The organism is Ligilactobacillus sp. ESL1201, assembly GCF_058503265.1.
In genome coordinates, this window is record NZ_CP196362.1 from 1225186 (window position 1) to 1251265 (window position 26080).

Consider the following 26080-nt stretch of genomic DNA (forward strand, 5'->3'; position numbering starts at 1 on the left):
ATAAAACCAAAAAATCCTATACACTTCTCGTAAAGAAATGTATAGGACGAAGCAATTTCCGCGGTACCACCTACTTTTTGACCGAAGTCAACACTCAACTGATAACGGCAGGCACCGTTTTCGCTTACTACTTTCGGCGAAAAACTCCAAGGGGAGTTCAAAGAATAATCAACGGTACTTCCACCACCCGTACCTTCTCTGCAGTTGATCTTTTCTCCTACTGATCCTTTTCTGCTTTTAAATATTACTCTTATCCTAGCAAACAGTCGCTAGAAATGCAATATTTAATTTAATTTATTTTTAATTTTTGGCCGACATAAATCGTATCGGTCGCCAAATGATTAAGTGCCTTCAAATTATTGACAGTCGTCTGATAGTGTCCCGCGATCCGCCACAACGAATCACCGGATTGCACCGTATAACCGCTAGCATTTCTCACGAGATTATCATTTTTAGTCTGTGAGCCAGTGACCGTTAATTTTTGGCCGGCATAAATCGTATCGCCGCTTAAATGATTAGCCTGGCGTAACTTAGCGATCGTAGTACTGTACCGATTAGCGATTGACCATAAGGTATCACCAGACTGTACGGTATACGAACCTGCCTCTGCTCGCGTGGTAATCGGTGCATTAGTATCATTTTTAGCTAACACTAATTTTTGTCCCGTATAAATCAAGTCCGCGGTCAAATGGTTAGTTGCTTTGAGCTCTGACACACTCATGTGGTTGCGCTGCGCAATTGCCCATAAACTATCGCCTGACTGCACCGTATAGCTTGCTTCATTAGTTGCAGGTTTAGCAGAAGTAGCTTTAGCTGGTGTTTGACCGACGTATAACTTTTGGCCGGCATAAATAATATCGCTAGTCAAATGATTCCACGTCCGTAACTGCCCCACGCTAACGTGATTACGCTGTGCAATCGACCATAAACTATCGCCAGCTTGGATCTGGTAGTTAGCGTGCTGGGTCGGTTGTGATTGCTGGGTCGCAGCGGCCACTTCTTTGACTTTTAATACCTGCCCCGCATAAATCGTGTCGCTCGTCAGCGAATTTCCGGACTTCAATTCCGGCACGGTCATCTGATGATCCCGGGCAATCGCCCACAACGTATCACCTGATTTAACAGTATAAGTTCCCGCTAAACTCGGAGCTGCTGCTTGTGCTGGTGGCTGTGCCGTATTATCAGTCTGTGCCGTAGTTGGTACACTTTGCTGGTTATCATACTGCGTCAGATCATAAGTGTTGATCAACTGCATGATCTTAGCGGCATAGTTCGGGTCGGTAGCATAAGAGCCGTAGGTCCCATTTTTCAAATTAGCAGCTGCCTCTTGAACCGAATGTGCATTTGCTTTAGTCGAACCCGGAAAATGAGTCGTGATCAAATCGGCGTAAGCATCTAAACTACCAGCATAACTATCATATTTCTGAAAGTTGGCGCGAGTTTCATAGTTACCATTAGCCCCTGATTCGGTTGTCATCATCGTCACGTACGGACCGTTACCGTTCCATTTCACACCAAATAAATTATGAGCACTAGTTGCTAGACCACTTGCACCCCAGCCACTTTCTAGCCCTGCCTGTGCAATCATCAGCGAAGCATAAACACCGCGCTGGTTCGCAACTTGAACGGCATACGGGGCAATCGTTTGCACAAATTCTTCCGCCGATAAAGACTTGGTTGTCGGTGCTAAATTATCTAATAAAGCGGCCGCACCGGCTCTTGCATTGACCGCACTAAAATTAGCACTTTGCGGTAACTGAGCCGCTTTTAGTAAAGAACTGGTATCATTTTGTTGCGTGCGTGCCGGTGTAGCCGGTTGTTCCACCGTTTGCGCCGTGCTACTAACACTCGGATCCGACGCAGCTGCCGGTGTCGTTTCGCTTGCAGCGACACTGGAAGCAGTGTCATCAGCAGTACTAGACGCAACTGCCGGCGCATCATCGGCAGGCAACTTATCTTCACCGTTAGTAGTACTGTCATTTTGTTGCGTGGCTTGTGCTCGAACTTGACTTTTGCTCAAACCAACACCAGCGGTACCGATGATCAAAGTCGTGCCTAAGTATGTAGTTGCTTTTTTGACAGACTTAAACTCCTCAGCTAAACGTAATTCTTTTTGGCGTGTAATACGCTCTTTTCTTGTTTTCACGATCAATTTACCCCCTGATGCAATTACAAATACATTTTTCTGTATTTTTACATCATTTATTATACTATTTATCTGCTTAAAAATCAGCGCTTTAGCTAAAAAATCCCGGAGAAAATTCGCGCTAATTAAAAAGGAACCGTGACAAATCAACTTTGTCCTCGATTCCCTTTTCATTTTCAACTAAATTACTTAGCAACTTCTGCTTTTAATTGCTCTACTTTATCGGTCTGTTCCCATGGTAATTCAATATCAGTTCTACCAAAATGACCGTAAGCCGCCGTTTGTTTGTAAATTGGCCGCCGCAAGTTCAACATTTCGATAATTCCTTCCGGGCGTAAGTCAAAGACCGCACGCACGGCTTGGATCAATTTGTCGGTAGCGACTTTACCGGTACCAAAGGTATTCACGGCCACGGAAACCGGCTGTGCGACCCCGATTGCATAAGCCAACTGGACTTCTACTTCGCTAGCTAATTTAGCGGCCACGATATTTTTAGCAATATAACGAGCAGCATAACTAGCCGAACGATCGACTTTAGTAGCATCCTTACCAGAAAATGCGCCACCACCATGGTGAGCGTAACCACCGTAAGTATCGACGATGATCTTACGCCCGGTCAAACCAGAATCTCCTTGAGGGCCACCGACTACAAAACGGCCCGTCGGATTGACAAAATACTTCGTCTCTTCGTCCAATAATTCGGCCGGGACGACCTTTTTAATGACCTGTTCGATCATATCTTTACGGATCTGAGGCAATTCAACGTCGGCGGTATGCTGAGTCGAGATCACAACGGTATCTACCCGCAGTGGCTTTTTGTGATCGTCATATTCCACCGTCACTTGTGCCTTAGCATCCGGTCCCAAATAAGTCAGCTTGCCTTCTTTACGCAATGTAGCTAACTTCTTCATCAGACGGTGGCTTAACATGATCGGCAATGGCATTAGTTCGGGAGTTTCATCGACTGCATAGCCAAACATCATTCCCTGATCACCGGCACCGATCTGATCTAATTTATCCTTTTGTCCCGCACGAGTTTCTAACGATTCGTCCACTCCGCGAGCAATGTCAGCTGACTGTTCATCAATTGCGGTTAAAACAGCACAATTATCACCATCAAAGCCAAATTTGTTGTCCGTATAACCGATCTCTTTGATCGTTTGCCGCACAACTTTTTGAATGTCAACGTATGCCGTAGTTGAAACCTCACCGACTACAACTACTAATCCGGTAGTGACCGTCGTTTCGACCGCTACCCGTGCTTGTGGATCCTGCGCAAGCATCGCGTCTAAAATTGCATCACTGATTTGGTCGGCAATCTTATCGGGATGTCCTTCTGACACTGACTCTGACGTAAAAAGATGTTTTTCTGACAATTTAAATTCCCCCATTATATATAATTGGTTACAAGGCAACTTCACCAAACGTGAATCCTTTCGGGAACGAGCTGTAACAGGAAACATTTTAGCATAAATACCTGCAGATTGAAAATGATTTTTACGTTCCTACTGATCATTCATTTCGTTGAAAAATTCCTTTTTGACGATCAACTTTTTAGCTTGCCGCGTGACCTTGCCTTCAATGCGCAGGTCATTTAAAATATCCGCCACCGTCGTTTTGCTCGAATTAGTCAACGAACTCAAAGCTCTGTAAGTTAACACCGGAGGAATGCGCACGTCTTGGTTAGCCAAAACCCGCCCACACTGCTGACCAAAAAAGTAAACGACCTGACGAACTCGCTGTGAGATTCGCCCACCCTTACTTTGCTGGTAGAGTTGCTTTTGTAAGTGGTATTTTTTGAGCACACTCAGGTGTACTAAGTTAGCAAAATGTAGCGACGTCTGCGTCAACTTTTCAAATGCCTGAAGCGGGATCAGCAGTAATGTCGTTTGCTGACAAAAATGAGCCATCGTCGTAGTAGATTCTACGGCGGACAGTAACAAATCGCTATGAAAATACATTCCCGGCTTAATAAAAGCAAACACGGCATCGCCTTTTTGGTCGACGTCTTCCAGTAATAAAGACCCCTTTAACACCCAAAAGATCTTTTGCCGGTACTCATTAGCACACAAATTCAGTTCCGAATCACCTGCACAAGACACCCCCGTGCTGCTCGGTAACAACATCTTGATCTCACTTTGATTAAAATTGCTTTTTTTCGTGAGGATCTCAGTCAAACGCTGGTACGTTATTTTCTGACACTGTCGCACAAAAATCACTTCCTCATAATATTTAAGTAGCCCGGTTACTTTGCTCCATTATGCCTGAAAGTGCTTAAAAACAAAATTGCAGAAAAAAAGTATTTTTAACACCATAAAAGTACTATTTTGGCGAATAAATCCTGTAATAACAGCATTTAAGTAATTAAAAAGGGAAAATAAGTAAAATTCGTTTTTAGAGCTAAATTTAACCACCAAAGCTTGTTATGACAAGCTTTTAGCTGCTTCTCTCCTATTAATTCGGTGTCATTTTTGCGTTTTTTGTGCACTTGACACCGCTGCGCCCCGTGCTAACAGTATTTCTCTTCCAAAAAAGGGCACAAAAAAAGCTGAAATAAAATTAATTATTCCAACTTTTTGAGTATGGTAACCGAAATTACATTTCGTCTGGAGCCTTGACTCCGAGTAACCGTAATCCTTCCTTTAAGACGATCGTCACACATTTGACCAGTGCCAAACGTTCATTTTCCTGGCCGTCGTCCGCCAGTATCTTGGTATGAGCGTAATACTGATTAAAAGCCTTAGCCAAATGGATCAAGTACTTAGCCACTACAGATGGTTCGTACTCCCGCACGGCGCGTTTGATCACGGCCGGGAACTGTGCTAACTGCCGCAATACTTCCCACGAATCTTCATCGTCCAAGCCCTGTAAATCAGGAGCGATAGTCATCTTAGACTTACGTAAAATACTCATTGCTCTAGCCCGCGCGTACTGCACGTATGGCCCCGTCTCGCCTTCAAAACGAACGACTTCATCTAGGTCAAAGTCAAAATTATTCATCCGTTCGTTTTTCAGATCATGGAAAACCACGGCGCCGATCCCGACTGCTTCTGCGGTTTGTTCCTTATTAGCTAAGTTTGGATTTTTATTTTCGATTTGTTTGAGCGCTAACCCAACGGCATCATCCAAAACCTCTTCCAGCAAAATCACGTTACCCGCACGCGTCGATAATTTTTTACCGCCAGCGGTGATCAAGCCAAAGGCAATGTGATGAATATCATCCGACCACTGATAGCCCATCTCACTTAGCACACCCTTGAGTTGCTTAAAATGATTGGTCTGTTCGTTACCAACTACGTATAGCGACTGCACGAAATCGTAAGTTCGCTTGCGGTATAAAGCGGCTGCTAGGTCCCGCGTAATATAAAGCGTCGAGCCGTCGCTTTTTTTGATCAAAGCAGGATTGAGGTCGTATTTATCCAAATCCACGATCTGTGCGCCCTTACTTTCGTGCAACAGTCCCTTGTCGTTTAAAATATCCACGATCTCGTCCATTTTATCGTTGTAAAAGGCCTCGCCCTTATACGAATCAAAGTCAATGTCTAAGCGCCGATAGATTTTCGTGAAAAATTTAAGCGATTCGTCACGGAACCACTGCCATAAACGACGAGCTTCCGGATCGCCGTCTTCCATTTTTTTAAACCACATCCGAGCTTGGTCGTCCAACTCTGGGTGTGCCACGTCTTCTTGGTGAAAACGAACGTAATACTTCAGTAAATTATTGATCGGGTCTTTTTTAACTTCTTCTTCCGAGCCCCATAATTTATAAGCGACGATCAGCTTGCCAAACTGAGTGCCCCAGTCGCCTAAATGGTTGATCTTGACCGGTTGGTAACCTACCTTAGCTAATAAATTAGCCAACGCATTACCGATCACGGTCGAACGCAAGTGGCCCATCGACATCGGCTTAGCAATGTTAGGTGAAGACATATCGATCGGCACGTTGCCGTGTCCCAATTCCTGATTACCATAATCAGCTTGCTCCTGTAAGATCTGGCGTACGACTTGTTTACCGAACTCCTTTTTGTTCAAAAAGAAATTCACGTACGGTCCCGCCGCTACTACCTGAGAAAAAACCGGATCACTGATCTGGGCCGCTAAATTCTGGGCGATCTCCACCGGAGATTTGTGCAACTTTTTGGCTAAAATAAAAGCGGGGAAAGCATAGTCTCCCATTTCAGCCGATTTAGGAATTTCGATTTTAGCCTTGATCTGCTCTGCCGTTAATTCACCATTCAACGCATCAGCTAGCTGAGTAGCAACTTGATTGCGATAATCCATCTAACTACCTCCTTAAAATTCTCACACACCAAATTAAAGCATCAACTTTATGTTCAGTAGTAGTAAATAAAAAACGCCTCCTGCATTCATGCAAGAGACGAGCAAACCCGCGGTACCACTCTAATTGGTCGATAACCCACTTTAATTTATTTACTTATCGCCTAAAGCGCGCCTTCACCAAGCACTACTATTAGGCTTTCACCATTCCTAACTCGCTACCAGTGACTACTTAGTTACTATTCTTCAGGCTGTGATACTAAAACAAGCGGGTGACGAGAATCGAACTCGCGACTTCAGCTTGGGAAGCTGGAGTTTTACCACTAAACTACACCCGCATAACGAAAACAAGTATAGCATAAAACATGCCACTTGTCATTAACTATTACGAAATTTTTTTCATTGCGTTAAAACTAACAACTGCCCGGTGATGAAAATCCCCAACAGCCAGTTCATCATCTTCTTGGTACTCACTAATTGCTACCATCGCAGAATTTTCATAAATCTTTTCGATCGAACCCGTAAAATCATTTTTCAGCGAACCATACTTTTGACATTTAACTTGATCACCAATTTTAAACTTAGCCACCTGCATGTCACCCCTTATTGCTAAACATGCCTTGCATCATAACAAATTTTGGGGCAACAAGCAAGGATTTACTATTATTTAAGCAAATAAAATTTATTTAGAAAATTCTGTGTCCGCCTGATCTTGTAATTTCTTTTGCTCGCGAAAACGCAGCATCTTCACCGCCCGCAAGTAAGAAACGATCAGGACGGCACACGAACCCAACCACGCTAACGGACTAGCAAAACACGCCCCGGCATAACCAAAACGCGTCGCCAAAAATAAGGCCGCGCCCATCCGCATTACCAACTCGGCGATCCCCGCCAGTGTCGGGACACCACTTTGTCCCAGTCCCTGTAGGGTATTTCTGAAGATAAATAAGATCGCCAACAACGGGTAAAAAGTGGCGTTGATATTAAAATAAACCTGCGATAAATTCAGTACCCCGGTAGTGTGGCCGACAAATAAGACCACTAGCAATTGTCCGCAGCGGATCACCAAAAAAGCCGCCACGATACTAAAGGTCACCGAAACTGCAGTCGCGGACTTCACGCCCCGCAAGATCCTGCCAAATTCCTTAGCACCGTAATTTTGTGCGGTATAAGTCGCCATTGCTACCCCAAAAGATGACAGGGGCAAAGTGGCGATCTGATCGATCTTGCTGGCGGCAGTCGTGGCAGCCACCGCGGTGGTTCCTAGAGAGTTCAACGCTGACTGAATCATGATCGAACCGATCGCGATGATCGACGACTGAAAGCCCATCGGCAAACCGACGTACAGGTGCTCTTTGACCATTGGCCAGTCGATCGTTTTAAAATCACCCAGGCGCACCTGTAGTAACGGAATTCGTTTAATAATGTAGATCACACATAGTACTACCGAAAATAACTGTGCTAATAAGGTCGCAAAACCGGCCCCGGCGATCCCCCACCGAAACACGATAATGAACAATAATTCCAGTAAAATATTGACGACGGCCGCGATGATCAAAAAATACAACGGCGTTTTACTGTCACCCAAACTGCGGATCATGTTAGCCAATAGGTTATAAGCCATCTGAATGCTAAAGCCGCCAAAGATGATCGTACTAAAAAGTTGAGCGTTATGTTCGATCGCCGCAGGTGTGTTCATCAGTAATAAAATATCGCGAATAAAATATACGCTCAAAAAAGTTAAGACCAACGAGATCACCAAGCTGATCACGATACTGGTCGCAAAACTACGGCGCACCTGATAAACATCGTGAGCCCCAAAATACTGCGCGGTCATGATCGATAGTCCCGCCGTGATCCCCTGCGCGAAACCAATGATCAAAAATTGGATACTACTAGTCGAACCTACCGCGGCCAAAGCATTGACCCCTAAAGTTTGTCCCACGATCAAAGTATCCGACAAACTGTATAACTGCTGAAATAAATTGCCGATCAGTAACGGCAACGCAAAAAATAAAATCAGTTTAAGGGGACTACCCTTCGTTAACTCCTTCACCCTTTGATTTCCTCCTTATCAATTGATTATGAATAATAATCCTCTAGCCACGCCAGTGCAACCTGTAAAAACGCTTTGGTCGACGGAGTTTGTTTGCTAGTAGGTTGAGCAACTAGTGCTAATGTGCGGTAAAAATTTTGGGAAAAAGGATAGCGTTTGACGTTTCCCGTTAGTTCCTGTAACGCTAATTCCGGTAAAATCCCCAGTCCTAATCCACTTTCTACCATGGCAATGATCGAAGCGTCATCGATACTGTATTGCAATGAGTTGACCGAAACGTTGTACGTGTCGAGCGCTTGTTTGGTATCCCGGTCGTAATCGACTTGCTGTAAGATAAAAGTTTCATTTTCCACGTCCGTTTTAGTGATCGATTTGCCATTTTGCGGGGTGAAATTCTTGGGTGCAATACAATAGATCATATCACGATGGACCGGAAAAATCGCTAAATTTTCCTTGATCGGTAACGCCGAAAAACCGACATCTAATTGCCCCAAACGAACCTGTTCAGTTACCTGATTAAAATTCCCCTGCAAAACGCTGATCTCAATTTGCGGGTATTGCTTTTTAAATTTTTGAATGATCGGCGGCAACCAGTTGATACACACACTACTAAAAGCACCGATCCGTAATTTACCAGCGGCTAACCCCGTCAAGCGCGCCGCTTCTTCGGTCAGCCGTGCTTCGGCCTGTAAAATTTCTTCGACCAACGGCAAGATCTTAGCCCCGTCCGTCGTTAACGTGATCCCGGTCCGATTTCGGATCAGCAACACGCACCCTAACTCTTTTTCCAGCCCCGCGATCGAATGACTGATCGCCGAAGGAGTCACGTTTAACTTCTTAGCCGCAGCGATGAAAGTCTTTTGCTGAACGACCGTGCTAAAAACATGATAAGAAAAATCAACCATGGCTAGCCTCCCCCCTTTCGCTGATACCAGCATTTGGTTAATAAAAAAGACTTTGCCCGCTAGTTACAGCGCACAAGTCTTTTTAGTCGTTTCTACATTTACAGTCCTACGCGTTCAAAGATCTCATCGACACGCTTTAAATGCCAATGATAGTCAAAGGCATCGTCTAGGGCTGCTTGATCGAGTCTGGAAGTGATTTTAGGATCTGCTTCCAGCAATTTTCTAAAGGAGAGTTGTTCGTCCCACGCCCGGGCCGTCTTAGGCTGGATCAAATCGTAGGCCTCTTCTCTTGTCATCCCCGTATCGATCAATTTCAATAATACTCGTCCACTATAAATCAAACCAAATGTTTTATTCATATTTTTTTTCATATTTTCAGGAAAAACCGTCAAATTGTTGAGAATCTTACCGAAACGATTCAGCATATAATCTAACAAAATAGTCGTGTCAGGTAAAATGATCCGCTCCGCCGAAGAATGTGAAATATCGCGTTCATGCCATAACGAAACGTCTTCGTAAGCAGTCATCACGTGACCCCGGATCACCCGTGCCAACCCGCAAATATTTTCCGAACCGATCGGGTTTCTCTTATGGGGCATCGCCGAAGAGCCCTTTTGTCCCTTGCTAAAATGCTCTTCGACCTCCCTAGTTTCGGTTTTTTGTAAACCGCGGATCTCGGTAGCAAATTCTTCCAAACTGGTGGCGATCAATCCCAAAGTAGCCACGTATTCAGCGTGTAAGTCGCGCGGTAATACCTGACTAGAAATTTCTTGAGCAGTCAACCCTAATTTGTCACAAACGTATTTTTCCACGAAGGGATCGATATTAGCAAAAGTTCCCACGGCCCCACTGATCTTGCCGGCTTCAATGCCGTGAGCCGCGTGTTTAAAACGCTCGATGTCGCGTTTGATCTCGGAATACCACCGTGCCAGTTTCAAGCCAAAAGTAATTGGTTCCGCGTGTACGCCGTGAGTTCTGCCCATCATCACCGTGTGTTGGTACTGGCGCGCTTTAGTAGCGACGATTTCTTGAAAGTTTTCTAGATCTGCCAGCAACACCGCGTTAGCCTGTTTCAGCTGATAACCATATGCGGTATCTACCACGTCGGTACTCGTCAAGCCATAATGGACCCATTTTTTCTCCGGCCCTAACGACTCCGACACGCACCTAGTAAATGCGATCACGTCGTGGTGAGTCACCGCTTCGATCTCGGCGATCCGCTGCACGTCAAAACGCGCATTTTGGCGGACTTTAGCCGCATCTTGTGTGGGAATATGTCCTAATTTAGCCCACGCTTCGACGACTGCGATCTCCACTTCTAGCCAGCATTCATATTTTTTTTGATCGTTCCAAATTGCAGCCATCTGCGGTCTAGTATACCTTGCAAGCATGATTGTTTCTCCTCAAATTTTATTTTGACACTGAATTCATTGTACCATGTAAAATTTAACTTTGGCTATTTTTAACGTTAATGTTGCGTTACCCTATTTCTTGAAAAGCACCCCGGCGCAATGTATGATGGATAAGATGTTTAAACCAAAAAAGGAGTTGGCTTCATTTTGATTACCTTATCCGGTATTATCGGTTCCGGCAAATCTAGTTTAACTAAAATTTTATCCGACGAATTAGGAACACGCGCTTTTTACGAACCAGTAGACGACAACCCCGTTTTGCCCTTATTTTATCAGGGAAACGAAATTGCAGCCCAAAAACGGCAAGCTGGTCAAAAAGATGCTTCTAACCCTTATGCTTACTTGTTGCAAACTTTCTTTTTAAACCGTCGCTTTAAAATGATCAAAGAAGCTAAGACCGCCGACAATAACGTTTTAGACCGCTCGATCTACGAAGACGCCTTATTTATGAAAATGAATACCGATATGGGTAATGCCACTGAGATCGAATACCAAATTTACCAAGAACTATTAGCCAACATGCTTGCGGAATTAAAATTCGTCACGCAAAACCAACACCCCGACTTGCTCGTGATCATTCACGTTTCTTACGAGACCATGATCGCCCGGATCAAAAAACGCGGCCGCAAGTACGAACAGATCGAAACGGACCCTTCACTAGTCAGTTACTATCACCAACTCTTAGAATACTACCAAAAATGGGAAGATTCTTACCAACTTTCACCTTTATTGGTGATCGACGGGGATCGTTACGATTTTGTCGAAGATCAAAGTGACCGCACCGTCGTACTCGACCAGATCGAAGAAAAATTAGTCTCGTTAGACAAATTGTCACCGACTGACCTAAAACGTTTGCGAAAACAGCGTGAACAAAATGACTAAAAAATAATAAAAAAAGAGGAAGCTGGGACAAAATTCTGTTTTGTCCCAACCCCTCTTTTTTGGTGGTGTCAAATATCTGCGGGAGTGTCGCAGAGCTATGTTGATTCACGGCTACTTTTCACTTACTTTTTTAATCGCGCTACGCAAGGTAAGATTTGTAAGCTAGCCGCCTTGCTGCGCAGCTTGATTTTAATCGTCAGCTTCCACAGCTTGTAGTTCCTGCAACTTAGCGTAAAACTGTGGCAGGTCTTTTGCCAGATCGACTATCCGTCCGTCACGGTCTAAAAAGCCGTGTGCACTTGTCGCCTCACACACTACCTGACCCGCCACACTCATCGTATAACCCAAAGTCAATTTAGCGCGTTTAACTTTTTGAATTGTCGTTACTATTTGAATAATGTCCGGATACTTAGTCATTTTGTGATACTTACATGCCACCGAAACGACCGGCGAGATCATCCCGGATTCCTCTAATTTAGCGTACGACCAGCCGATCTGTTCTAAAAAATCACTGCGCGCCTCTTCCATAAAACGAATGTAATTAGTGTGATTAGTGATCCCCATCTGATCGGTTTCGTAGTACTGAACTTTATGCGTGTATGGTTTAAGCATTGCTTTTCTCCTTATCATCAATTAATTAGACTACTACAAGTAGTTTAACACTCCTGCTTAGCTAACAATAGGAGCTGAGACGTTTAAAACATCCCAACTCCTATTATTGTAATTAATTTTTTAAAACAGCAACGCTAGCAGCAATATCAGTACTCTGCGCGATCATCGAGATCACCGCGCTACCTGCGACTCCAGTTTGAGTCACAGCCGCAACGTTAGCCGTGCTGATGCCACCGATCGCTACGACTGGTCGCTTAGCAAGCTCGTTTAATTTAGTCAGTCCCGCAAGTCCGATCACAGGCGAAGCGTCAGCCTTTGAACCCGTGATAAATACCGGGCCGCAACCATAATAAGCAATATCGGCAATTTGATTGGCCTGCGCAACTTCTTTGCGATTAGAACACGACAACCCGACAAACATCTGGTCACCCACGTCAGCAAGCACTTCTTGGACTCGCTCGTCTTTTTGCCCCACGTGAATTCCATCGGCTTTGACCATTTTAGCCAACTGTACGTCGTCATCCACGATAAAAGGCACGTGATAAGCGGCACACAACTGACGCAACCGTTTAGCCGTAGCCACACGCTCGTCAGTACTCGTTAGTCGTGAACCAGTTCCCTTATCGCGAAACTGGTAGGCGCTGATCCCCGCTTGTAGCGCCTTAGTTACAATTTTTTCTAGGGTCGTAGTCTGTGGCACATCTTGGGTACCGCAAACAAAATACGCCCGTAAAATCTCTTGCTGAAACATTATTTAGCCTCCCCGTACGCCCAGTGATTTAACGGACCATGGCCGTGGCCCACCTGGATCGTATTGGCGATCGCAGCTTGTACAAAGTCTTTCGCGGTGCGTACCGCTTTTTTCAAGGGAACCCCTTTTGCCAATTCAGCGGTCAAACAAGACGACAGCGTATCGCCCGTACCGTGCGTGCGCACCGTGTCGATCCGCGGCGCGCTCAACCAAAGATCGGTACCATCGGCAAAGAGTAAGTAGTCGGCGACGTCTTGACCAGCGGCGTGTCCACCCTTAATAATGACGTTTTTAGCGCCTAACTGCTGTAGTTTCCGTGCGGCTAAATTAAAATCCTGCTGACTCTTAATTTCAGCACCCACCAATCGCTGTGCTTCCAATAAATTAGGCGTTACCACCGTCGCCAACGGCAAGAGTTCTTCTTTGACTACCGTAATCGCATCGTCAGTCAATAATACTGCGCCCCCCTTAGCGATCATCACCGGATCGACCGTCAAGGGACCAAAATCATATTTTTGTAAGTTGCTGGCAACGTAGTGCACGTGGGCCGCATCTCCTAACATGCCGGTCTTACAAGCCCTAATGCTCAAATCGTCCGCTAGTGAAGCGAATTGCTGTGCAACCATTTCTTCTGGTAGCATTAAAGAACGTTGGACTCCCAAAGTATTTTGGGCGGTCACGGCCACGATCACCGCCGTTCCAAAAACGCGGCGTTCCTGCATCGTTTTCAAATCCGCCATGACACCAGCACCACCACCGGAATCGGTCCCTGCGATCGTCACTGCTTGGGGAAACGAATTGACCCGTTCTTCCATTAATGGACCTCCTCGTAATTAGCCCGCTGTTTGATCTGCGCACTAGTCGCTAACGTCAGTTGGTCTAACAAATTGACCGTAAAAGTTCCCGGACCAATATCAGTAGCACCACCAACCGCTAATTCTCCGACACAAGCAAATACCAGTGCAGCCGTTTGTGCCGCGGTAAAATAGTCATGGCCGCTCACCGCCAAAAATGCGGCTACGATACTCGATAACATGTCACCCGAACCAACGTGAACGGCAAATAGCGGCGTCCCGTTGTGCACGGCAACTGTTTGCGTCCCGTCCGCGATATAATCGGTCTGTCCGCTCAATAAAACCACACAGTTAAATTTGCGTGCCGCTTGGTTGGCGATCTCGATCAAATCACCATCGCCTTGACCGGCATCGATTCCCTTAGAATTCCACTCATAGCCCGCTAACGCAGCAATTTCTCCGGCATTGCCCCGGATCACCGCCACTTTAATATCTTTTAGTAACTCTAAGGCGACTTGTTTACGGTAGGCAATCGCACCAACGGCAACCGGATCGAGTACGACCGGCTTGCCCGCCTTGTTGGCAGCTAGCCCCATGGCGCGCATATGTTCTATTTGCACGGTGGTAAACGAACCCAAATTTAACGCAACCGCATCGCAGATCCCGATCATCTCAACGGTTTCACTGATCTCTTCTGACATGATAGGCGAAGCGCCGATCGCGTTGATCCCGTTAGCAACGTCTTGCACGGTCACAAAATTCGAAATGTTCAACACCACGGGATTATCTTTCCTGATCTGATCCAATAGTTCTAACTTCATCTACTAAGACTTCCTTTCACTGGTCACCTTCAGTAGTAATTGCTTTAGTTTGTTGTACGCAAAAAGGCCTCTCAGGCATGAGAAGGCCTTCAATTGCAAATGAAATAGCCGCACATCCCTACGCAAGTACTAACTTACAGGTTCTAAGGGTTCAGACATTTGTCTATCTCAGCCGGTTAAAGCTCCCCTTGCTTAACTTAATTATCGCGTTCATCATAGCAAAATTTACCAAGCGACGCAAGCCCACCAGCCGACAAATTGTAAAGCACTTGGCTAATTTTTTATCTTTAACGCAGCCGTAATTGGCGGTAGCGATTCAGCACGGCAGCGACTTCTTGTGGTCGCGGTAACGCAACATCTCCTTGATATTTAGGCGCCAATACCCGGGCCACACCAACATCTGCTATTACAGCGTATACTTCTCGCAGCACTTGGTTAAGTGTCTTATTTCCATCAAAATATTTATGGGCCAATAACCCAAGTATTGCGGCGATCCCCCTAGTTTGACTGACATCTAACAACTGTTCTAAAGCGGCTAAATCAAGCTGACTGTGCCCAAACGAAAGTTCATTTTTACCATGAACCTTAAAGCGATCACGCCGATCGTGAGCAACAAAATTGCCGGCTAACGGGATCCGCGCGGGTAAATCGCTAAAATCATTTTTAGTACTAGCGCTCACCGTTTCAGAAGCGTTTCGTGCAATTTCGTGGGCTTTTTTAGTCACGTCTAATGCCTGGTAATGATCCATCATGATCACCCTGTCGCTAACGGCAAAATAAGCACCCGATCCGCCCGTCACTAAAATGGTCGAAACGTGGAGTTGTTCGAATAATGGCTTGATCTGCGCTACAAACGGCGTGATCGGCTCTTGTGCCACCAACTGCTGCATCTGACTATCACGGATCATAAAATTAGTAGCCGAGGTGTCTTCATCGATCAACAGCGTCTGGGCCCCGCACTCCAAAGCTTCGAGCATATTAGCCGCCTGAGAAGTACTGCCGCTGGCGTTAGTCGTAGAAAAATTCGCAGTATCAACATTACCGGGAATGTTATTGATAAATGGAGTCAGGTCCGCTTTCGTCACGCTGCGACCGTCTTCGGCCCTGACCTTAACGGCAGTCGGGTCCGTCAATACTAACTCTCGCCCGTCGCCTAAACGATGATCGTATACCCCGGTTTCAAGCGCCCGTAACAGAGTAGATTTACCGTGATAACCACCGCCTACGATCAGCGTGATGCCCTCTTTGATCCCCATGCCAGTCACCTGCTGACCGTTATCTAAAGTCAATGTCACCCGTAAAGATGCAGGAGAGCTAAACGGCATGGCTGTCGCTAACGGGAGGTCGCTCGCGCCACTTTTACGCGGTAAAATGGCCCCGTCGGCCACAAAGCTTACCAGGTGGTGTTGACGCATCAGTTTTCTGATCTGCGTTTGGGTCGTAACTAATTCAACTTGACGGCGTAAACCAGCCTGATCGAGGTTGTGGTAAAACAAAGCGCTTTGCACGATGCGCGGTAACAATTCGGTCAGTAACTCCGCGGCGGCCCGGCCTAAGATCCTTCTGCCCGCCGCCGGCAAATTAGCTGTCAGTCGGACTTCGATCGTGGTAGCGGAAAACACTACGGCTGTCCGCGCTAAAATTTCCGGACCGCAAGAAACGATCCCCAACGCACCCGTTTTTTTACTACTATGAGGCTGTAATTTAGCGGCGACCGCGCCAAAACTACGAGTCAAAAAATCCGCCACCGCCAAACGCTGTTCTTTTCGTGCCAACAACTCAGCGGGAATTTTTGCGTTGGTGTTAGGCAACTCGATATGTAACCGTGACGCCGGCGCGTACGGATCGGCTTGTACGTGATCAAACGTTAAGCGGTACCATTTACACTGATAAGTCTGCTGCAACGATTTATAAGCACCATACCCCTTGTGATCCAAACTCAGTAACGCTGTTTTTAATTTATCCACAACTAATGTCTCCTCATTACGACAAAACTACTAACAAATACAATTCCCCTTGTACTATCCCGCTGCCATCTTCATCTCTAATCGTAAAGTCCTTAACGCGGTAGATCTTAGTGACCCCCTGTTGGTCAGTAACTTCGATGCGTTTGCGTTGAATGTCTTGTCCAAATTGCTGGGCTTGCGCCACCGATTTAAAACTCAGTAGGTAATGGGTGTTTAAACTCAGCGAAAAATCCTTCACTAAATTAGCATTGAGCTGCTGTTTTTCCTTGTTGTTATCGGTAAATTCTAATGTAACTGGTTCAAAATTATTCATTACTAAACAACTCCTTTGACAAATCAGTTAAGCCTACTACTAAATTTTAGTCCAAGAATTAAAATTAAGCTAATGATTTTTACCACAGTTGTCCGTCAAGCTATCCAAAAGTGGGGCTGCGGCAAAATCACTTTACCCCAGCCCCACTTTTATCTGTGACTAACTTCACGGCTTACTCGTCGATTGCCGCCGCATTTTCAGAATAATTGATATAATGTCGTAATTTAGCCGCAGTCTTGCGGTTGATCCGCCCGGATTCCAGCATCGACTGCACGGCCGCACGCTGTGCTCCTAGGACCATCGTGTGCAACTGATCGTGTTGCTTTTGGTATTCCGCAAATTCAAAATTCGATTTGTCTTTGATTCGTTCGATCCGGTTGCGGTACATGATCACGAGGTGATAAATCGTCGGCCGGTGACTCTTTTGTCCTTCGTCAGACGCCACGAAACGCGACAACGCCTTGATCGCCGCTTTAGCACATTGACGCTGGACCATCAACGATTCTTTACGCAAAACTTCCTTTTTTTGCGCCGAAGTCCACGAACCAAAAAGATGGTGGAACAACCTGCTCAATGCTCGCCAGTCGATCACAATACTTAATTTAGGTTGTTCGGAGATCCTAGCCGCGTGTTTGAGATCTTGATTTACCCGGTATTTTTCCTGCTGGTAAGTCGTCTTAGAGATCTGTTTTTGTTGGCGCAGTTTCTCGATCGTTTCTAACTCGCCTTTAAGCGCCACTTTCCGCAAAAGCGCCTCGTTTTTTAACGCCTTTTCGACTTGTTCGTCGTTTCTGATCTCCATTTCGATCTGGCGTTCCATCGACTGATAATCCAAAATCAATTCGTAACCCGCGCGTTGGTTTTTCTCGTCTATGTGTTCGTTTAAATTCGAAATAGCTAGCCTTAAAATGATCAGGTAAGCCTCATTTTCCGTTAAATAGTGCGGCTGCTGTTCATCTTGTTGTTCATCGTCGATCAAGCTTCCACGCGTTAAGATCGGCACTGTATCCTTAGCGACTAACGGCAACGTGATCACCGCCGCCAACAAACTAAAGATGATCACCGCCGACGCGATAAAGATCACCAGGTCACGTTCGGGAAAAGGAGCACCACTCGGCATCCTAAACGGCAACGATAACACCCCGGCCATCGTCACGGCGCCCCTGACACCTGAAAGTCCGGTGAGCAACGCCGACCGAAACGCTCCTTGATTTTTAGACAACTGTTGCTTTTTTTTGCTGGGAAAAATCAGGTAAATATACGACCACAAGACCCTGATCGCTAAGATGATCACCCAGGTCAAAAACGCGTAACTGAGTGCCTGAAAGGTTCCAAACTGATTACCAACGATCACGTTACGCGTCGCGTTCGGCAGGGCATTTCCTAATAAGATAAAGACAAAGCCGTTTAAAAAATAGTTCAACACATCCCACGTCCGCGTCGCCACTACCTTCAATTCCGGCCGGTAATCGACCGACGTGCCAAACTTGGTAAAGACTCCCGCAGCCACGACGCTGATCACACCGGATGCGTGTAAGACCTCTTCGGTCAGGATATAAATTAAAAACGGCGTTACGATTTGGATCGCGGTGTGAAAGACTACATCGTCGATCCCGTTTCTTTTTAACACTTCTTGTAATAGATCTAATAAGCGCTGGAGGATAATGCCGGCGATGATCCCGACGATCCCGACGTAAATAAAACTGCCGCCCGCTTTGAGTAGAGAAAAAGTTCCCGTCAAAACTGCGCTTAACGCATACTTGAAAGCCACCAGCCCCGAAGCATCGTTGATCAAACTCTCACCGCTGACTAGGTGCATAATACTTTCGGGTAACTTAGCTTTTTTAGCGATCGACTGCACGGCGATCGGGTCGGTCGGAGATAAGATTGCCGCCAACGCGAACGCCTCCATCAGTGGGATCGCTGGTAACATTTCGTGAATTAAAAAACCACCAAAGCCGGTCGTTAAAAAAACCAACAGGATCGCGTTACCTAAAATCGGCCCGCGCATCCGCCATAATTCCCGCTTGGGAAACAAGCGCCCGTCAGTGTACAGCAACGGTGCGATAAAAACCAGCAAAAACCAATCCGAACTCAGATTGATCTGATACCTGCCGCTTAAAGCCGTCACCAAACCTAACACGATTTGGATCAAACTCAAAGGGATCGATGGCAGGTAATGATTAATAATATTAGAAAACAAAATTAAGACTGCCATCAAAATCACAATTTCGATTATTTGCACGCTATTTGATCACCTTCCTTGAACATTTAAAATAAACTACTATTTTATTTTAACAAATTTATTTTCAAGCGGCAAAAATTACCGTTTGTTTTAATATTGGTAACACAAAAAGACCTAACCTCGAGCAAGGTTAGGCAAGAGAGAGAAATTTATGTGAAAAATATCACTGCCCTGAGTATAGCACTGTTTTTCCCCGATTGCACTACAATTAGCAACTTTTTTGCAGTCTACTACGCAGACTAATTTTTCATTTAAAAAATTAATCAAAACTATTGACATATCATTTTGATTAGTTTAAATTAATAAACAATTAAACTGTAATTACAAAACGCGATGACAAGGATTGTTTTATTCCGTGCTGGCTCAGAGAGTTTCCGTTCGCTGCAAGGAAAACCACCGGTTTAAAACTGCTCACCTCTAATCAAGCGATGAAGATGAAATCAATTAGTTTTCATTGGCGGCCCCCCATTATCAGGGAACGTGTCTATGAACACGTAAGCTTATGGTTCACATAAGAAAAATAGGTGGTACCGCGGTAAACGCCCTATCAAGTTGGTCTCGGACCGACTGATAGGGCGTTTTTTGTTTTCGTAACCGTAATTCATAGTTTAAATTATTTTTAGGAGGCAATACCTATGAAGCAAAAAGTAGCAGATCTTGACTGGAATAATTTAGGATTTAAGTATCATGACTTACCCTATCGTTACGAAGCTAAGTATAAGGACGGTCAGTGGCAAGAAGGCAAACTAGTTACAGAATCTACGTTTGAAATGTCCGAAGCGGCAGAAATTTTACACTACGGTCAAGAAATTTTTGAAGGCTTAAAAGCTTACCGGCGCAAGGATAACAAGATCAACTTATTCCGTCCGGAATTAAACGCCCAACGCCTGAACAAATCTGCTCAACGCATGGTAATGCCGACTTATCCGGAAGACCAATTCGTCGCCGCGGTCAAGCAAGTCGTTAAGGCTAACGAAGAATTCGTTCCCCCTTACGGTACCGGTGGTACTTTATACGTTCGCCCTTATATGTTCGGAACCACCCCAGTTTTAGGCGTCGATCCCGCTAACGAATATACCTTTAGGATCTTCGCTACTCCCGTTGGTTCGTATATCAAGGGCCTTAACCCCACCCCATACGTGATCAGTAAATACGACCGGGCTGCTTACGCCGGCACTGGTCAAGCCAAAACTTCGGGTAACTATGCAAGTAGTCTTTTACCTGAAATGGAAGCTAAAAAAGCGGGCTTTGCCGATTGCTTGTACTTAGATCCACGCGAACACAAGTACGTTGACGAATTTGGTGGTGCTAACTTCTTCGGGATCACCAAGGAAGGACAATTTGTCACTCCTAAATCCCAGTCGATCTTAATCTCGATCACCAAACGTTCACTGCTCGAAGTCGCTAAACATCAGGGCTTAAACCCAGTCGAACGCCAGATACCGTTAGCAGAAGCATTTGAAATGGCAGAAGCCGGCGCAATGGGGACCGCCGCCGTGATCTCACCCGTCGGTTCATTGACCTACAAGGGCGAAAAACACGTGATCTACGGCGAAGAAAAGACCGGCCCAGTTACGACTAAACTGTACAACGAACTGATCGACATCCAGTACGGCGACCGCAAGGGACCTGAAGGCTGGATCCAAACGATCGACTAAAAAATATTAATATTATTAGGGGGAGCAATCAATGACCAGAAAAATTGGAATTATCGGCTGTGGCCACGTTGGCGCAGCAATCGCACATCACATCGTCGTTGCCGGAGTGGCAGACGACTTAGTTTTAATCGACAGTAACGAAGCCAAATCAACGGCAGACGCTCTTGATTTTACCGACTCATTAGCTAATTTAAACTCACACGTTAACTTCACCGTTAACGACTATTCCGCGCTCAAAGACGCGGAGATCATCGTTTCGGCCGCTGGCAATATCGCTTTGCAGACCCAAACTAAAAACGCAGACCGCTTTATCGAATTTCCGTTCAACCAAAAAATGGTCCGCGAAGTCGCACCTAAAGTTAAAGAATCCGGCTTCCACGGCATCCTGATCAACATCAGTAATCCGTGTGATGTGATTACCATGATGTACCAAAAGATCACCGGCTTGCCGCAAAATCACGTGATCGGCACGGGGACACTACTGGATTCAGCCCGGATGAAACGGGCCGTCGGCTTCGCGTTAAAAGTCGACCCGCGTTCGGTCGAAGGCTACAACTTAGGCGAACACGGAAATTCACAATTTTCAGCATGGTCAACGATCCACGTGATGGACCAACCGATCACCAAGTTAGCCGCTGAAAAGGGCTTAGACCTAGACGAACTCGATCAAAGCGTGCGGGTCGGCGGCTTCACGACGCTTAAGGGCAAAGGTTGCACTAACTACGGGATCTCCGCTGCTGCCGTGCGTTTGATCAACGCCATTTTAAGCGACGCTAAGATTCAAATGCCAGTTTCGCATTACCGTGAAGAATACGGCGTTTATCTCTCATATCCGGCAATCGTTGGCAGTGATGGCATCGAACAGTTGATTCACTTAGAGCTACCGGATGACGAAAAAGAAAAACTCCAAAACTCCGCTAACTACATCAAAGGCAAATACGACGAAGCTAATCCCGAAGGTTATTAAGGTTATTAATGTTGTTGACATCCAGTCGTTTTTAAATTTAAAAGTACAAATCTACTAACAAGATTAAATACCGGCTGGCAAAAAACGGAGTTGGGACAAAAAGCGCTTAGCAGTCGAGCACTAGCCTAGTTTCAAAGTAAAACCCGAACTTGGGTTTTATTTTGAAACGTAGCTAGGCACAAACTGCTGCTTTTTGGAGCACGATCAAACAAGCTGTGAGTCAAGCCGGTTAGCGGTCGTGGACTAAGTGGCACTGACAAGCAAATCCTGTACTTGGATTTGTTTGTCAATGTCCTTAGGACCTAGACTGCTGGCTTGACGAACGCGATTAAGTCATTGCTTACGGAAAACAAAACGGGGCCGAGACAAAAGTAATTTTTGTCCCGGTCCCGTTTTTTAAAACTTTATCAACTATAATCTTAATTACGCTGCGCCAGGCAACAGTTTTACTTTGTAGCTTGATTTACGCGTACTCGTGCGCCATTTTAGCCGCAACCGCCGCCGCTAGCGCCCCGATCAGATCATCGATAAAAGTATTGACCTGACCGTTTTTACTGGTATCAAATTCCTTGATGATCCCGTGTTTGACCCGGTCTAAATAACCAAAATTGGTAACCCCGATCGTGCCGTAAATGTTGGCGATGCTCACCGCCAGCGATTCATCGACGCCAAAAACGCCTGCATCGTTAGCGATGATTTTTTGCAGCGGCTCACTTAACTGGCCCGCCGTCGCCAAGCGATCCAATTCCAACGCCACCATCGCATTATTTAATACCTCACGTTTATGTAAAACGCTGATCGCCGCCTTTTCAAATTCCGCGATCTGGGCATTAGGATAAAACTCTTTTTGCAAGTCGTAAGCAATTTGCGCGATCGTTTGACAAGTTACGCCCTTTTTTTCCAACGTACTGGTGACAAAATTGTATGCTTCTTTGTCCGGATACTTAAAATCTGCTGCTCTCATTACCGCTTCTCCTTTACCGCCGGTGTGAAAAAAGTCTGGTATAGTGCTTTAGTCGCCTTAACCTCGTCTTTTTGCGCGATCCCCAGCGTAATACTGATCCCCGATGAACTCTGGTTAAACAATTCAACTTTGATCTGCTCGTTAGCTAAGGCCTGCATCGCTTGCGCCGCCACTCCCAGCGTATCCTGCATTTTTTCTCCTACCAACATCAGTAAGGCCAGGTTTTTTTGCCGGTGCACGTCGTCTGCTTGCAAATACTGTTTTAACTGGTCCAGCAACTCTTGTTCGTTTACCACCTGCTTTTCTTTTAAAACGATCGACATCTCATCGATCCCGGTCGGCATGTGTTCCACGTTAATATGATGCTTAGCCATGAACTCTAACGCCCGCGCACTAAAACCTACTTCGTCGTTCATTAAATATTTAGCAATGTAAATCGACTCAAAACCGTGATTGCCCGCGATCCCCGTCACTACTCCGGTCGCGTCATCATTTTTCCTGGTGATCAGAGTTCCCGGTGCTTGGGGGTTGTTGGTATTTTTAACAACGATCGGAATATCGGCCATGATCGCCGGGCGCAACGCCTCTTGTTGTAATACCGAAAATCCGGCGTAAGACAACTCACGCATTTCACGGTAAGTCAGGTGAGTGATCTGTTGGGGATGGTCGATGATCTGCGGGTTAGCGGCGTAGATCGCGTCGACATCGGTAAAATTCTCGTACAACTGCGCGTGCACGCCGTTAGCAACTACTGCTCCGGTAATGTCCGAACCGCCCCGCGCAAAGGTCACCTTTTGCCCCGTTTTAGTTACACCAAAAAAGCCGGGAATGATCAAGCGCTCATCACCAAGCGACAACTGGCGCAAGTGCTCGTAAGTTTCCGGTAATACCCGCGCGTGTCCCGGACGACCACTAACATAGATCCCCGCTTCTTTAGGACTGACGTAACGCGCGGGAAGACCCTGTTGGGTAAAATACAACGCGATCAACTGGGCATTATTATCTTCACCACTCGCTTTAAACGCGTCTAACAGCTGATCATTGTCCTGGTAGTCAGCCGTTAACATCGCGTTCAAATTCCGGTCTATCAGTTTCTTAGCCGCCATTCCGATAGCCAATTCGGTGATGATCTGATAATACCTTTGTTTGACGTTTTCCAGCGTTTTACCGTAGTCTTTACCGCCGAGTAACTGCTGAGCCAAGCTGATCAACAGATCGGTCAGTTTTTCATCGGCTGCGACCCGTTTTCCCGGTGCTGAAACTACGACTATTTTTCTTTGTGGGTCCGCCTTAACGATTGCTAATACCTTTTGCCACTGACCACCATCTGCTAAAGAACTACCACCAAATTTAACTACCTTCATGACTAAGCACCCCATTAAATTAATCTTAGTAAAGAATAGATTAACAAAAAATTAACCAACTCTCAACTAAAACTCATTTGTGTTTGGATTTGCCGTTAGTCGCTTTATTGTTTTCTTTTTTATTTTTATTGTGCGGGTGTATTAGTTTGACCGTTAAGATCCCGCTATAAAGCTGATCTACCGCAGCCTGACGGTAAGTAAAATCCTTGCGGGCCAAAACTTTATAGGTCCCAAAGAAATTTTTAACGGTGATCCGCGCTTTTTGACTGAGCTTAGCGAAGTTTTGGGCCTCTTCTTGACTGTTAAATAAAATCGCGTAGCGCGGGTAGTCGCTTTTAGGTGCTAACCCGATTTGTTCCGCCTGATAATCCAAACACTTCTTCTTATAAGTTAGCCGTAAGTTGTTTCTCTCGTACACTGCTAGCCCTCCCTTTGTTTTTGCCGCTGGTTATAACCGGCGCCCCAATTTGCCAGCGCTTGGATCACGGGTTCCAACGTTTGTCCCAACTCCGTCAAAAAATACTCGGAACGTGGTGGCTTTTGTGCGAACGTTTTTTTAGCGATAATGCCGTCGTTTAGTAATTCTTTTAACTGTAAAGCCAACATCCGTTGCGAACAGCCCGGGATCACCCGCGTTAATTACCCAAAACGCACGGCATCACGTTTGATCAGGTGATATAAGATCACACTTTTCCACTTGCCGGCGATAAACTGGAGCGTACTTTCCACCGGACAACCCTGCTGGCAATCGTAAATTTTTTTAATTTTAGTCATTGTTATTTTTCCTTTTACACCATCATAAATTTTTTTGGCACTAATGACAAATCATACTTACAAAAATTACAGTATTGCTTACTAAAAATAAGAATAATATACTACATGAAGATCAAGAAAGGAAGTTACTAACATGCAAGCAATTGGTTTTACTAACAATTTACCGCTCACTGATCCCCACAGTTTATTCACATTTGACATCCCCACCCCTACTCCAACGGGACACGACTTGCTAGTAGAAGTCACAGCAGTGTCCGTCAATCCCGTCGATATCGGCGTCCGACAAGCAACGCGGCAAAAATTAGCTCACCCCAAAGTCATTGGTTTTGACGCCTGCGGAGTTGTCAGTGCAATTGGTGCGGCCGTCAGCGATTTTCAGGTCGGCGAGCGCGTTTTTTATGCCGGCTCCTTCAAACGCCCCGGCAGTAATAGTCAGTATCAGTTAGTCGACGAACGCATCGTAGGCCACGCGCCCCAAACTCTAACAGCTGCTCAAAGTGCGGCCATGCCCCTAACAACTTTAACGGCTTACGAAGCGTTATTTGAAAAATTACCGTTACGCTTCGACCAGCCTGAACTCAATCACGGCAAAACGTTACTGATTATTAACGGTGCCGGCGGCGTGGGCTCAGTCGCTATTCAGTTAGCCAAACTAGCGGGACTAACAGTAATTGCAACTGCTTCTAGACCTCAAACCCGCGAGTGGTGTACTAAACTTGGGGCCGACCTGGTTGTCGACCACCACCGCGATTTAGTTTCACAACTGCACGCTTGCGGCTACGACACGGTCGATTATATTTTAGGCTTGAGCAACTTAGACGCTCATTTTACTGAAATGGCTCGTCTCATCAAACCAGATGGCTGGATCGCGGCGATCACCGAAAATAAAAAGCCGCTTGACTTACAACAGCTGACACGCAAACGCGTTACTTTTAGCTGGGAATGGATGTTTGCCAAATCGTTTTACCATTTTAAGGAACGTAGCCAACAAGAGATCTTAAATTTAGCCGCTAACTTATTAGATACTGGCAAATTACGCAGTACCGTCACCCAGGTTTTCAGTCCGTTAACTGCCGCTAATTTACGCCAAGCACATCAATTAGTCCAAGAAGGGCACATGTGCGGTAAAGTAGTAGTTAGCCGTAAATCAGAGTCAAAATAACAACCGCTT

Annotated in this window: 22 protein-coding genes, 1 tRNA gene, 1 pseudogene, 2 riboswitches and 1 other annotated feature; of the genes and pseudogenes, 4 read left to right on the plus strand and 20 right to left on the minus strand. The window is 45.7% G+C overall.

Annotation, left to right across the window (positions count from 1 at the left end):
• Positions 1-39: 39 nt before the first annotated feature.
• Positions 40-241 (minus strand) — a binding site (T-box leader).
• Between the two features lie 48 nt (positions 242-289).
• From ACSYSK_RS06200 to purB, 9 genes are all read right to left on the minus strand, one after another.
• A complete protein-coding gene (locus ACSYSK_RS06200) occupies positions 290-2146 on the minus strand; it encodes a muramidase family protein (protein WP_491714280.1) in 1857 nt (618 codons plus the stop codon).
• A 185-nt stretch (positions 2147-2331) separates the two neighbouring features.
• Positions 2332-3522 carry a methionine adenosyltransferase gene (metK, locus tag ACSYSK_RS06205; RefSeq protein WP_491714281.1) on the minus strand — a complete coding sequence of 397 codons (1191 nt, stop codon included), beginning with the start codon at positions 3520-3522 and terminating at the stop codon, positions 2332-2334.
• Positions 3520-3604, minus strand: a riboswitch (SMK box riboswitch). It overlaps the preceding gene by 3 nt.
• A 47-nt stretch (positions 3605-3651) precedes the next feature.
• On the minus strand, positions 3652-4356 hold the full coding sequence (locus ACSYSK_RS06210) for a Crp/Fnr family transcriptional regulator (protein WP_491714282.1): 705 nt from the start codon (positions 4354-4356) through the stop codon (positions 3652-3654).
• Between the two features lie 385 nt (positions 4357-4741).
• Positions 4742-6427 carry an arginine--tRNA ligase gene (argS, locus tag ACSYSK_RS06215; RefSeq protein WP_491714283.1) on the minus strand — a complete coding sequence of 562 codons (1686 nt, stop codon included), beginning with the start codon at positions 6425-6427 and terminating at the stop codon, positions 4742-4744.
• 264 nt (positions 6428-6691) lie between these two features.
• A tRNA-Gly gene (locus ACSYSK_RS06220) sits at positions 6692-6762 on the minus strand.
• Positions 6763-6809: 47 nt separating this feature from the next.
• Positions 6810-7019: a DUF2187 domain-containing protein gene (locus tag ACSYSK_RS06225; RefSeq protein ID WP_491714284.1), complete on the minus strand. Its 210-nt coding sequence runs from the start codon at positions 7017-7019 to the stop codon at positions 6810-6812.
• An 87-nt stretch (positions 7020-7106) separates the two neighbouring features.
• On the minus strand, positions 7107-8480 hold the full coding sequence (locus ACSYSK_RS06230; RefSeq protein WP_491714285.1) for an MATE family efflux transporter: 1374 nt from the start codon (positions 8478-8480) through the stop codon (positions 7107-7109).
• Positions 8481-8506: 26 nt separating this feature from the next.
• Positions 8507-9385, minus strand: a complete 879-nt coding sequence (locus ACSYSK_RS06235) for a LysR family transcriptional regulator (protein ID WP_491714286.1) — start codon at positions 9383-9385, stop codon at positions 8507-8509.
• A gap of 98 nt (positions 9386-9483) precedes the next feature.
• A complete protein-coding gene (gene purB, locus ACSYSK_RS06240) occupies positions 9484-10776 on the minus strand; it encodes an adenylosuccinate lyase (RefSeq protein WP_491714287.1) in 1293 nt (430 codons plus the stop codon).
• Between the two features lie 168 nt (positions 10777-10944).
• Here purB and ACSYSK_RS06245 point away from each other — a divergent pair, with 168 nt between their 5' ends.
• Entirely contained in the window at positions 10945-11679 is a 735-nt protein-coding gene (locus ACSYSK_RS06245; protein WP_491714288.1) for a deoxynucleoside kinase, read from the plus strand.
• A 189-nt stretch (positions 11680-11868) separates the two neighbouring features.
• On the opposite strand, the gene ACSYSK_RS06250 is transcribed toward ACSYSK_RS06245, so the two are convergent.
• The 7 genes from ACSYSK_RS06250 to ACSYSK_RS06280 all read right to left on the minus strand — a co-directional run bounded on the left by ACSYSK_RS06250 (position 11869) and on the right by ACSYSK_RS06280 (position 19182).
• Positions 11869-12291: an acyl-CoA thioesterase gene (locus ACSYSK_RS06250; RefSeq protein ID WP_491714289.1), complete on the minus strand. Its 423-nt coding sequence runs from the start codon at positions 12289-12291 to the stop codon at positions 11869-11871.
• Between the two features lie 112 nt (positions 12292-12403).
• Positions 12404-13042, minus strand: a complete 639-nt coding sequence (gene thiE, locus ACSYSK_RS06255) for a thiamine phosphate synthase (RefSeq protein WP_491714290.1) — start codon at positions 13040-13042, stop codon at positions 12404-12406.
• The gene (gene thiD / locus ACSYSK_RS06260) at positions 13042-13857 is read right to left on the minus strand and encodes a bifunctional hydroxymethylpyrimidine kinase/phosphomethylpyrimidine kinase (RefSeq protein ID WP_491714291.1); all 816 of its coding nucleotides are present in this window, start codon (positions 13855-13857) and stop codon (positions 13042-13044) included. Before thiD ends, thiE begins: the two co-directional genes overlap by 1 nt.
• The gene (gene thiM / locus ACSYSK_RS06265; protein ID WP_491714292.1) at positions 13857-14657 is read right to left on the minus strand and encodes a hydroxyethylthiazole kinase; all 801 of its coding nucleotides are present in this window, start codon (positions 14655-14657) and stop codon (positions 13857-13859) included. Before thiM ends, thiD begins: the two co-directional genes overlap by 1 nt.
• 98 nt (positions 14658-14755) lie before the next feature.
• Positions 14756-14856, minus strand: a riboswitch (TPP riboswitch).
• A gap of 88 nt (positions 14857-14944) precedes the next feature.
• Positions 14945-16624 carry an ABC-ATPase domain-containing protein gene (locus ACSYSK_RS06270; protein ID WP_491714293.1) on the minus strand — a complete coding sequence of 560 codons (1680 nt, stop codon included), beginning with the start codon at positions 16622-16624 and terminating at the stop codon, positions 14945-14947.
• 16 nt (positions 16625-16640) lie between these two features.
• A complete protein-coding gene (locus tag ACSYSK_RS06275; RefSeq protein ID WP_491714294.1) occupies positions 16641-16937 on the minus strand; it encodes a hypothetical protein in 297 nt (98 codons plus the stop codon).
• Between the two features lie 172 nt (positions 16938-17109).
• Positions 17110-19182, minus strand: a complete 2073-nt coding sequence (locus tag ACSYSK_RS06280; protein ID WP_491714295.1) for a Na+/H+ antiporter — start codon at positions 19180-19182, stop codon at positions 17110-17112.
• A gap of 635 nt (positions 19183-19817) precedes the next feature.
• Here ACSYSK_RS06280 and ACSYSK_RS06285 point away from each other — a divergent pair.
• Both ACSYSK_RS06285 and ACSYSK_RS06290 read left to right on the plus strand, forming a co-directional pair.
• The gene (locus ACSYSK_RS06285; protein WP_491714296.1) at positions 19818-20840 is read left to right on the plus strand and encodes a branched-chain amino acid aminotransferase; all 1023 of its coding nucleotides are present in this window, start codon (positions 19818-19820) and stop codon (positions 20838-20840) included.
• Positions 20841-20871: 31 nt separating this feature from the next.
• Positions 20872-21807: an L-lactate dehydrogenase gene (locus ACSYSK_RS06290; RefSeq protein WP_491714297.1), complete on the plus strand. Its 936-nt coding sequence runs from the start codon at positions 20872-20874 to the stop codon at positions 21805-21807.
• 463 nt (positions 21808-22270) lie between these two features.
• Here ACSYSK_RS06290 and ACSYSK_RS06295 read toward each other — a convergent pair whose 3' ends face one another.
• From ACSYSK_RS06295 to ACSYSK_RS06310, 4 genes and pseudogenes are all read right to left on the minus strand, one after another.
• A complete protein-coding gene (locus ACSYSK_RS06295) occupies positions 22271-22771 on the minus strand; it encodes a phosphatidylglycerophosphatase A family protein (RefSeq protein WP_491714298.1) in 501 nt (166 codons plus the stop codon).
• Positions 22771-24135, minus strand: a complete 1365-nt coding sequence (locus ACSYSK_RS06300; RefSeq protein ID WP_491714299.1) for an aspartate kinase — start codon at positions 24133-24135, stop codon at positions 22771-22773. The genes ACSYSK_RS06295 and ACSYSK_RS06300 overlap by 1 nt, the downstream gene beginning before the upstream one ends.
• A gap of 73 nt (positions 24136-24208) precedes the next feature.
• Positions 24209-24553 (minus strand): hypothetical protein, encoded by a 345-nt coding sequence (locus ACSYSK_RS06305; protein WP_491714300.1) that lies wholly within the window; start codon positions 24551-24553, stop codon positions 24209-24211.
• Positions 24554-24555: 2 nt separating this feature from the next.
• Positions 24556-24909, minus strand: a pseudogene (locus ACSYSK_RS06310) (winged helix-turn-helix transcriptional regulator).
• A 133-nt stretch (positions 24910-25042) separates the two neighbouring features.
• Here ACSYSK_RS06310 and ACSYSK_RS06315 point away from each other — a divergent pair.
• Complete coding sequence (locus ACSYSK_RS06315; RefSeq protein ID WP_491714301.1) at positions 25043-26071, plus strand: zinc-binding alcohol dehydrogenase family protein; 1029 nt, start codon at positions 25043-25045, stop codon at positions 26069-26071.
• Positions 26072-26080: the final 9 nt, after the last annotated feature.

What these genes read in the sequence shown, in the direction of transcription:
- argS (WP_491714283.1), bottom strand. Translation starts at nt 6,427, where the DNA reads ATGGATTATCGCAATCAAGTTGCTACTCAGCTAGCTGATGCGTTGAAT.
- ACSYSK_RS06225 (WP_491714284.1), bottom strand. Translation starts at nt 7,019, where the DNA reads ATGCAGGTGGCTAAGTTTAAAATTGGTGATCAAGTTAAATGTCAAAAG.
- ACSYSK_RS06235 (WP_491714286.1), bottom strand. Translation starts at nt 9,385, where the DNA reads ATGGTTGATTTTTCTTATCATGTTTTTAGCACGGTCGTTCAGCAAAAG.
- purB (WP_491714287.1), bottom strand. Translation starts at nt 10,776, where the DNA reads ATGCTTGCAAGGTATACTAGACCGCAGATGGCTGCAATTTGGAACGAT.
- ACSYSK_RS06250 (WP_491714289.1), bottom strand. Translation starts at nt 12,291, where the DNA reads ATGCTTAAACCATACACGCATAAAGTTCAGTACTACGAAACCGATCAG.
- thiE (WP_491714290.1), bottom strand. Translation starts at nt 13,042, where the DNA reads ATGTTTCAGCAAGAGATTTTACGGGCGTATTTTGTTTGCGGTACCCAA.
- thiD (WP_491714291.1), bottom strand. Translation starts at nt 13,857, where the DNA reads ATGGAAGAACGGGTCAATTCGTTTCCCCAAGCAGTGACGATCGCAGGG.
- thiM (WP_491714292.1), bottom strand. Translation starts at nt 14,657, where the DNA reads ATGAAGTTAGAACTATTGGATCAGATCAGGAAAGATAATCCCGTGGTG.
- ACSYSK_RS06275 (WP_491714294.1), bottom strand. Translation starts at nt 16,937, where the DNA reads ATGAATAATTTTGAACCAGTTACATTAGAATTTACCGATAACAACAAG.
- ACSYSK_RS06285 (WP_491714296.1), top strand. Translation starts at nt 19,818, where the DNA reads ATGAAGCAAAAAGTAGCAGATCTTGACTGGAATAATTTAGGATTTAAG.
- ACSYSK_RS06290 (WP_491714297.1), top strand. Translation starts at nt 20,872, where the DNA reads ATGACCAGAAAAATTGGAATTATCGGCTGTGGCCACGTTGGCGCAGCA.
- ACSYSK_RS06295 (WP_491714298.1), bottom strand. Translation starts at nt 22,771, where the DNA reads ATGAGAGCAGCAGATTTTAAGTATCCGGACAAAGAAGCATACAATTTT.
- ACSYSK_RS06300 (WP_491714299.1), bottom strand. Translation starts at nt 24,135, where the DNA reads ATGAAGGTAGTTAAATTTGGTGGTAGTTCTTTAGCAGATGGTGGTCAG.
- ACSYSK_RS06315 (WP_491714301.1), top strand. Translation starts at nt 25,043, where the DNA reads ATGCAAGCAATTGGTTTTACTAACAATTTACCGCTCACTGATCCCCAC.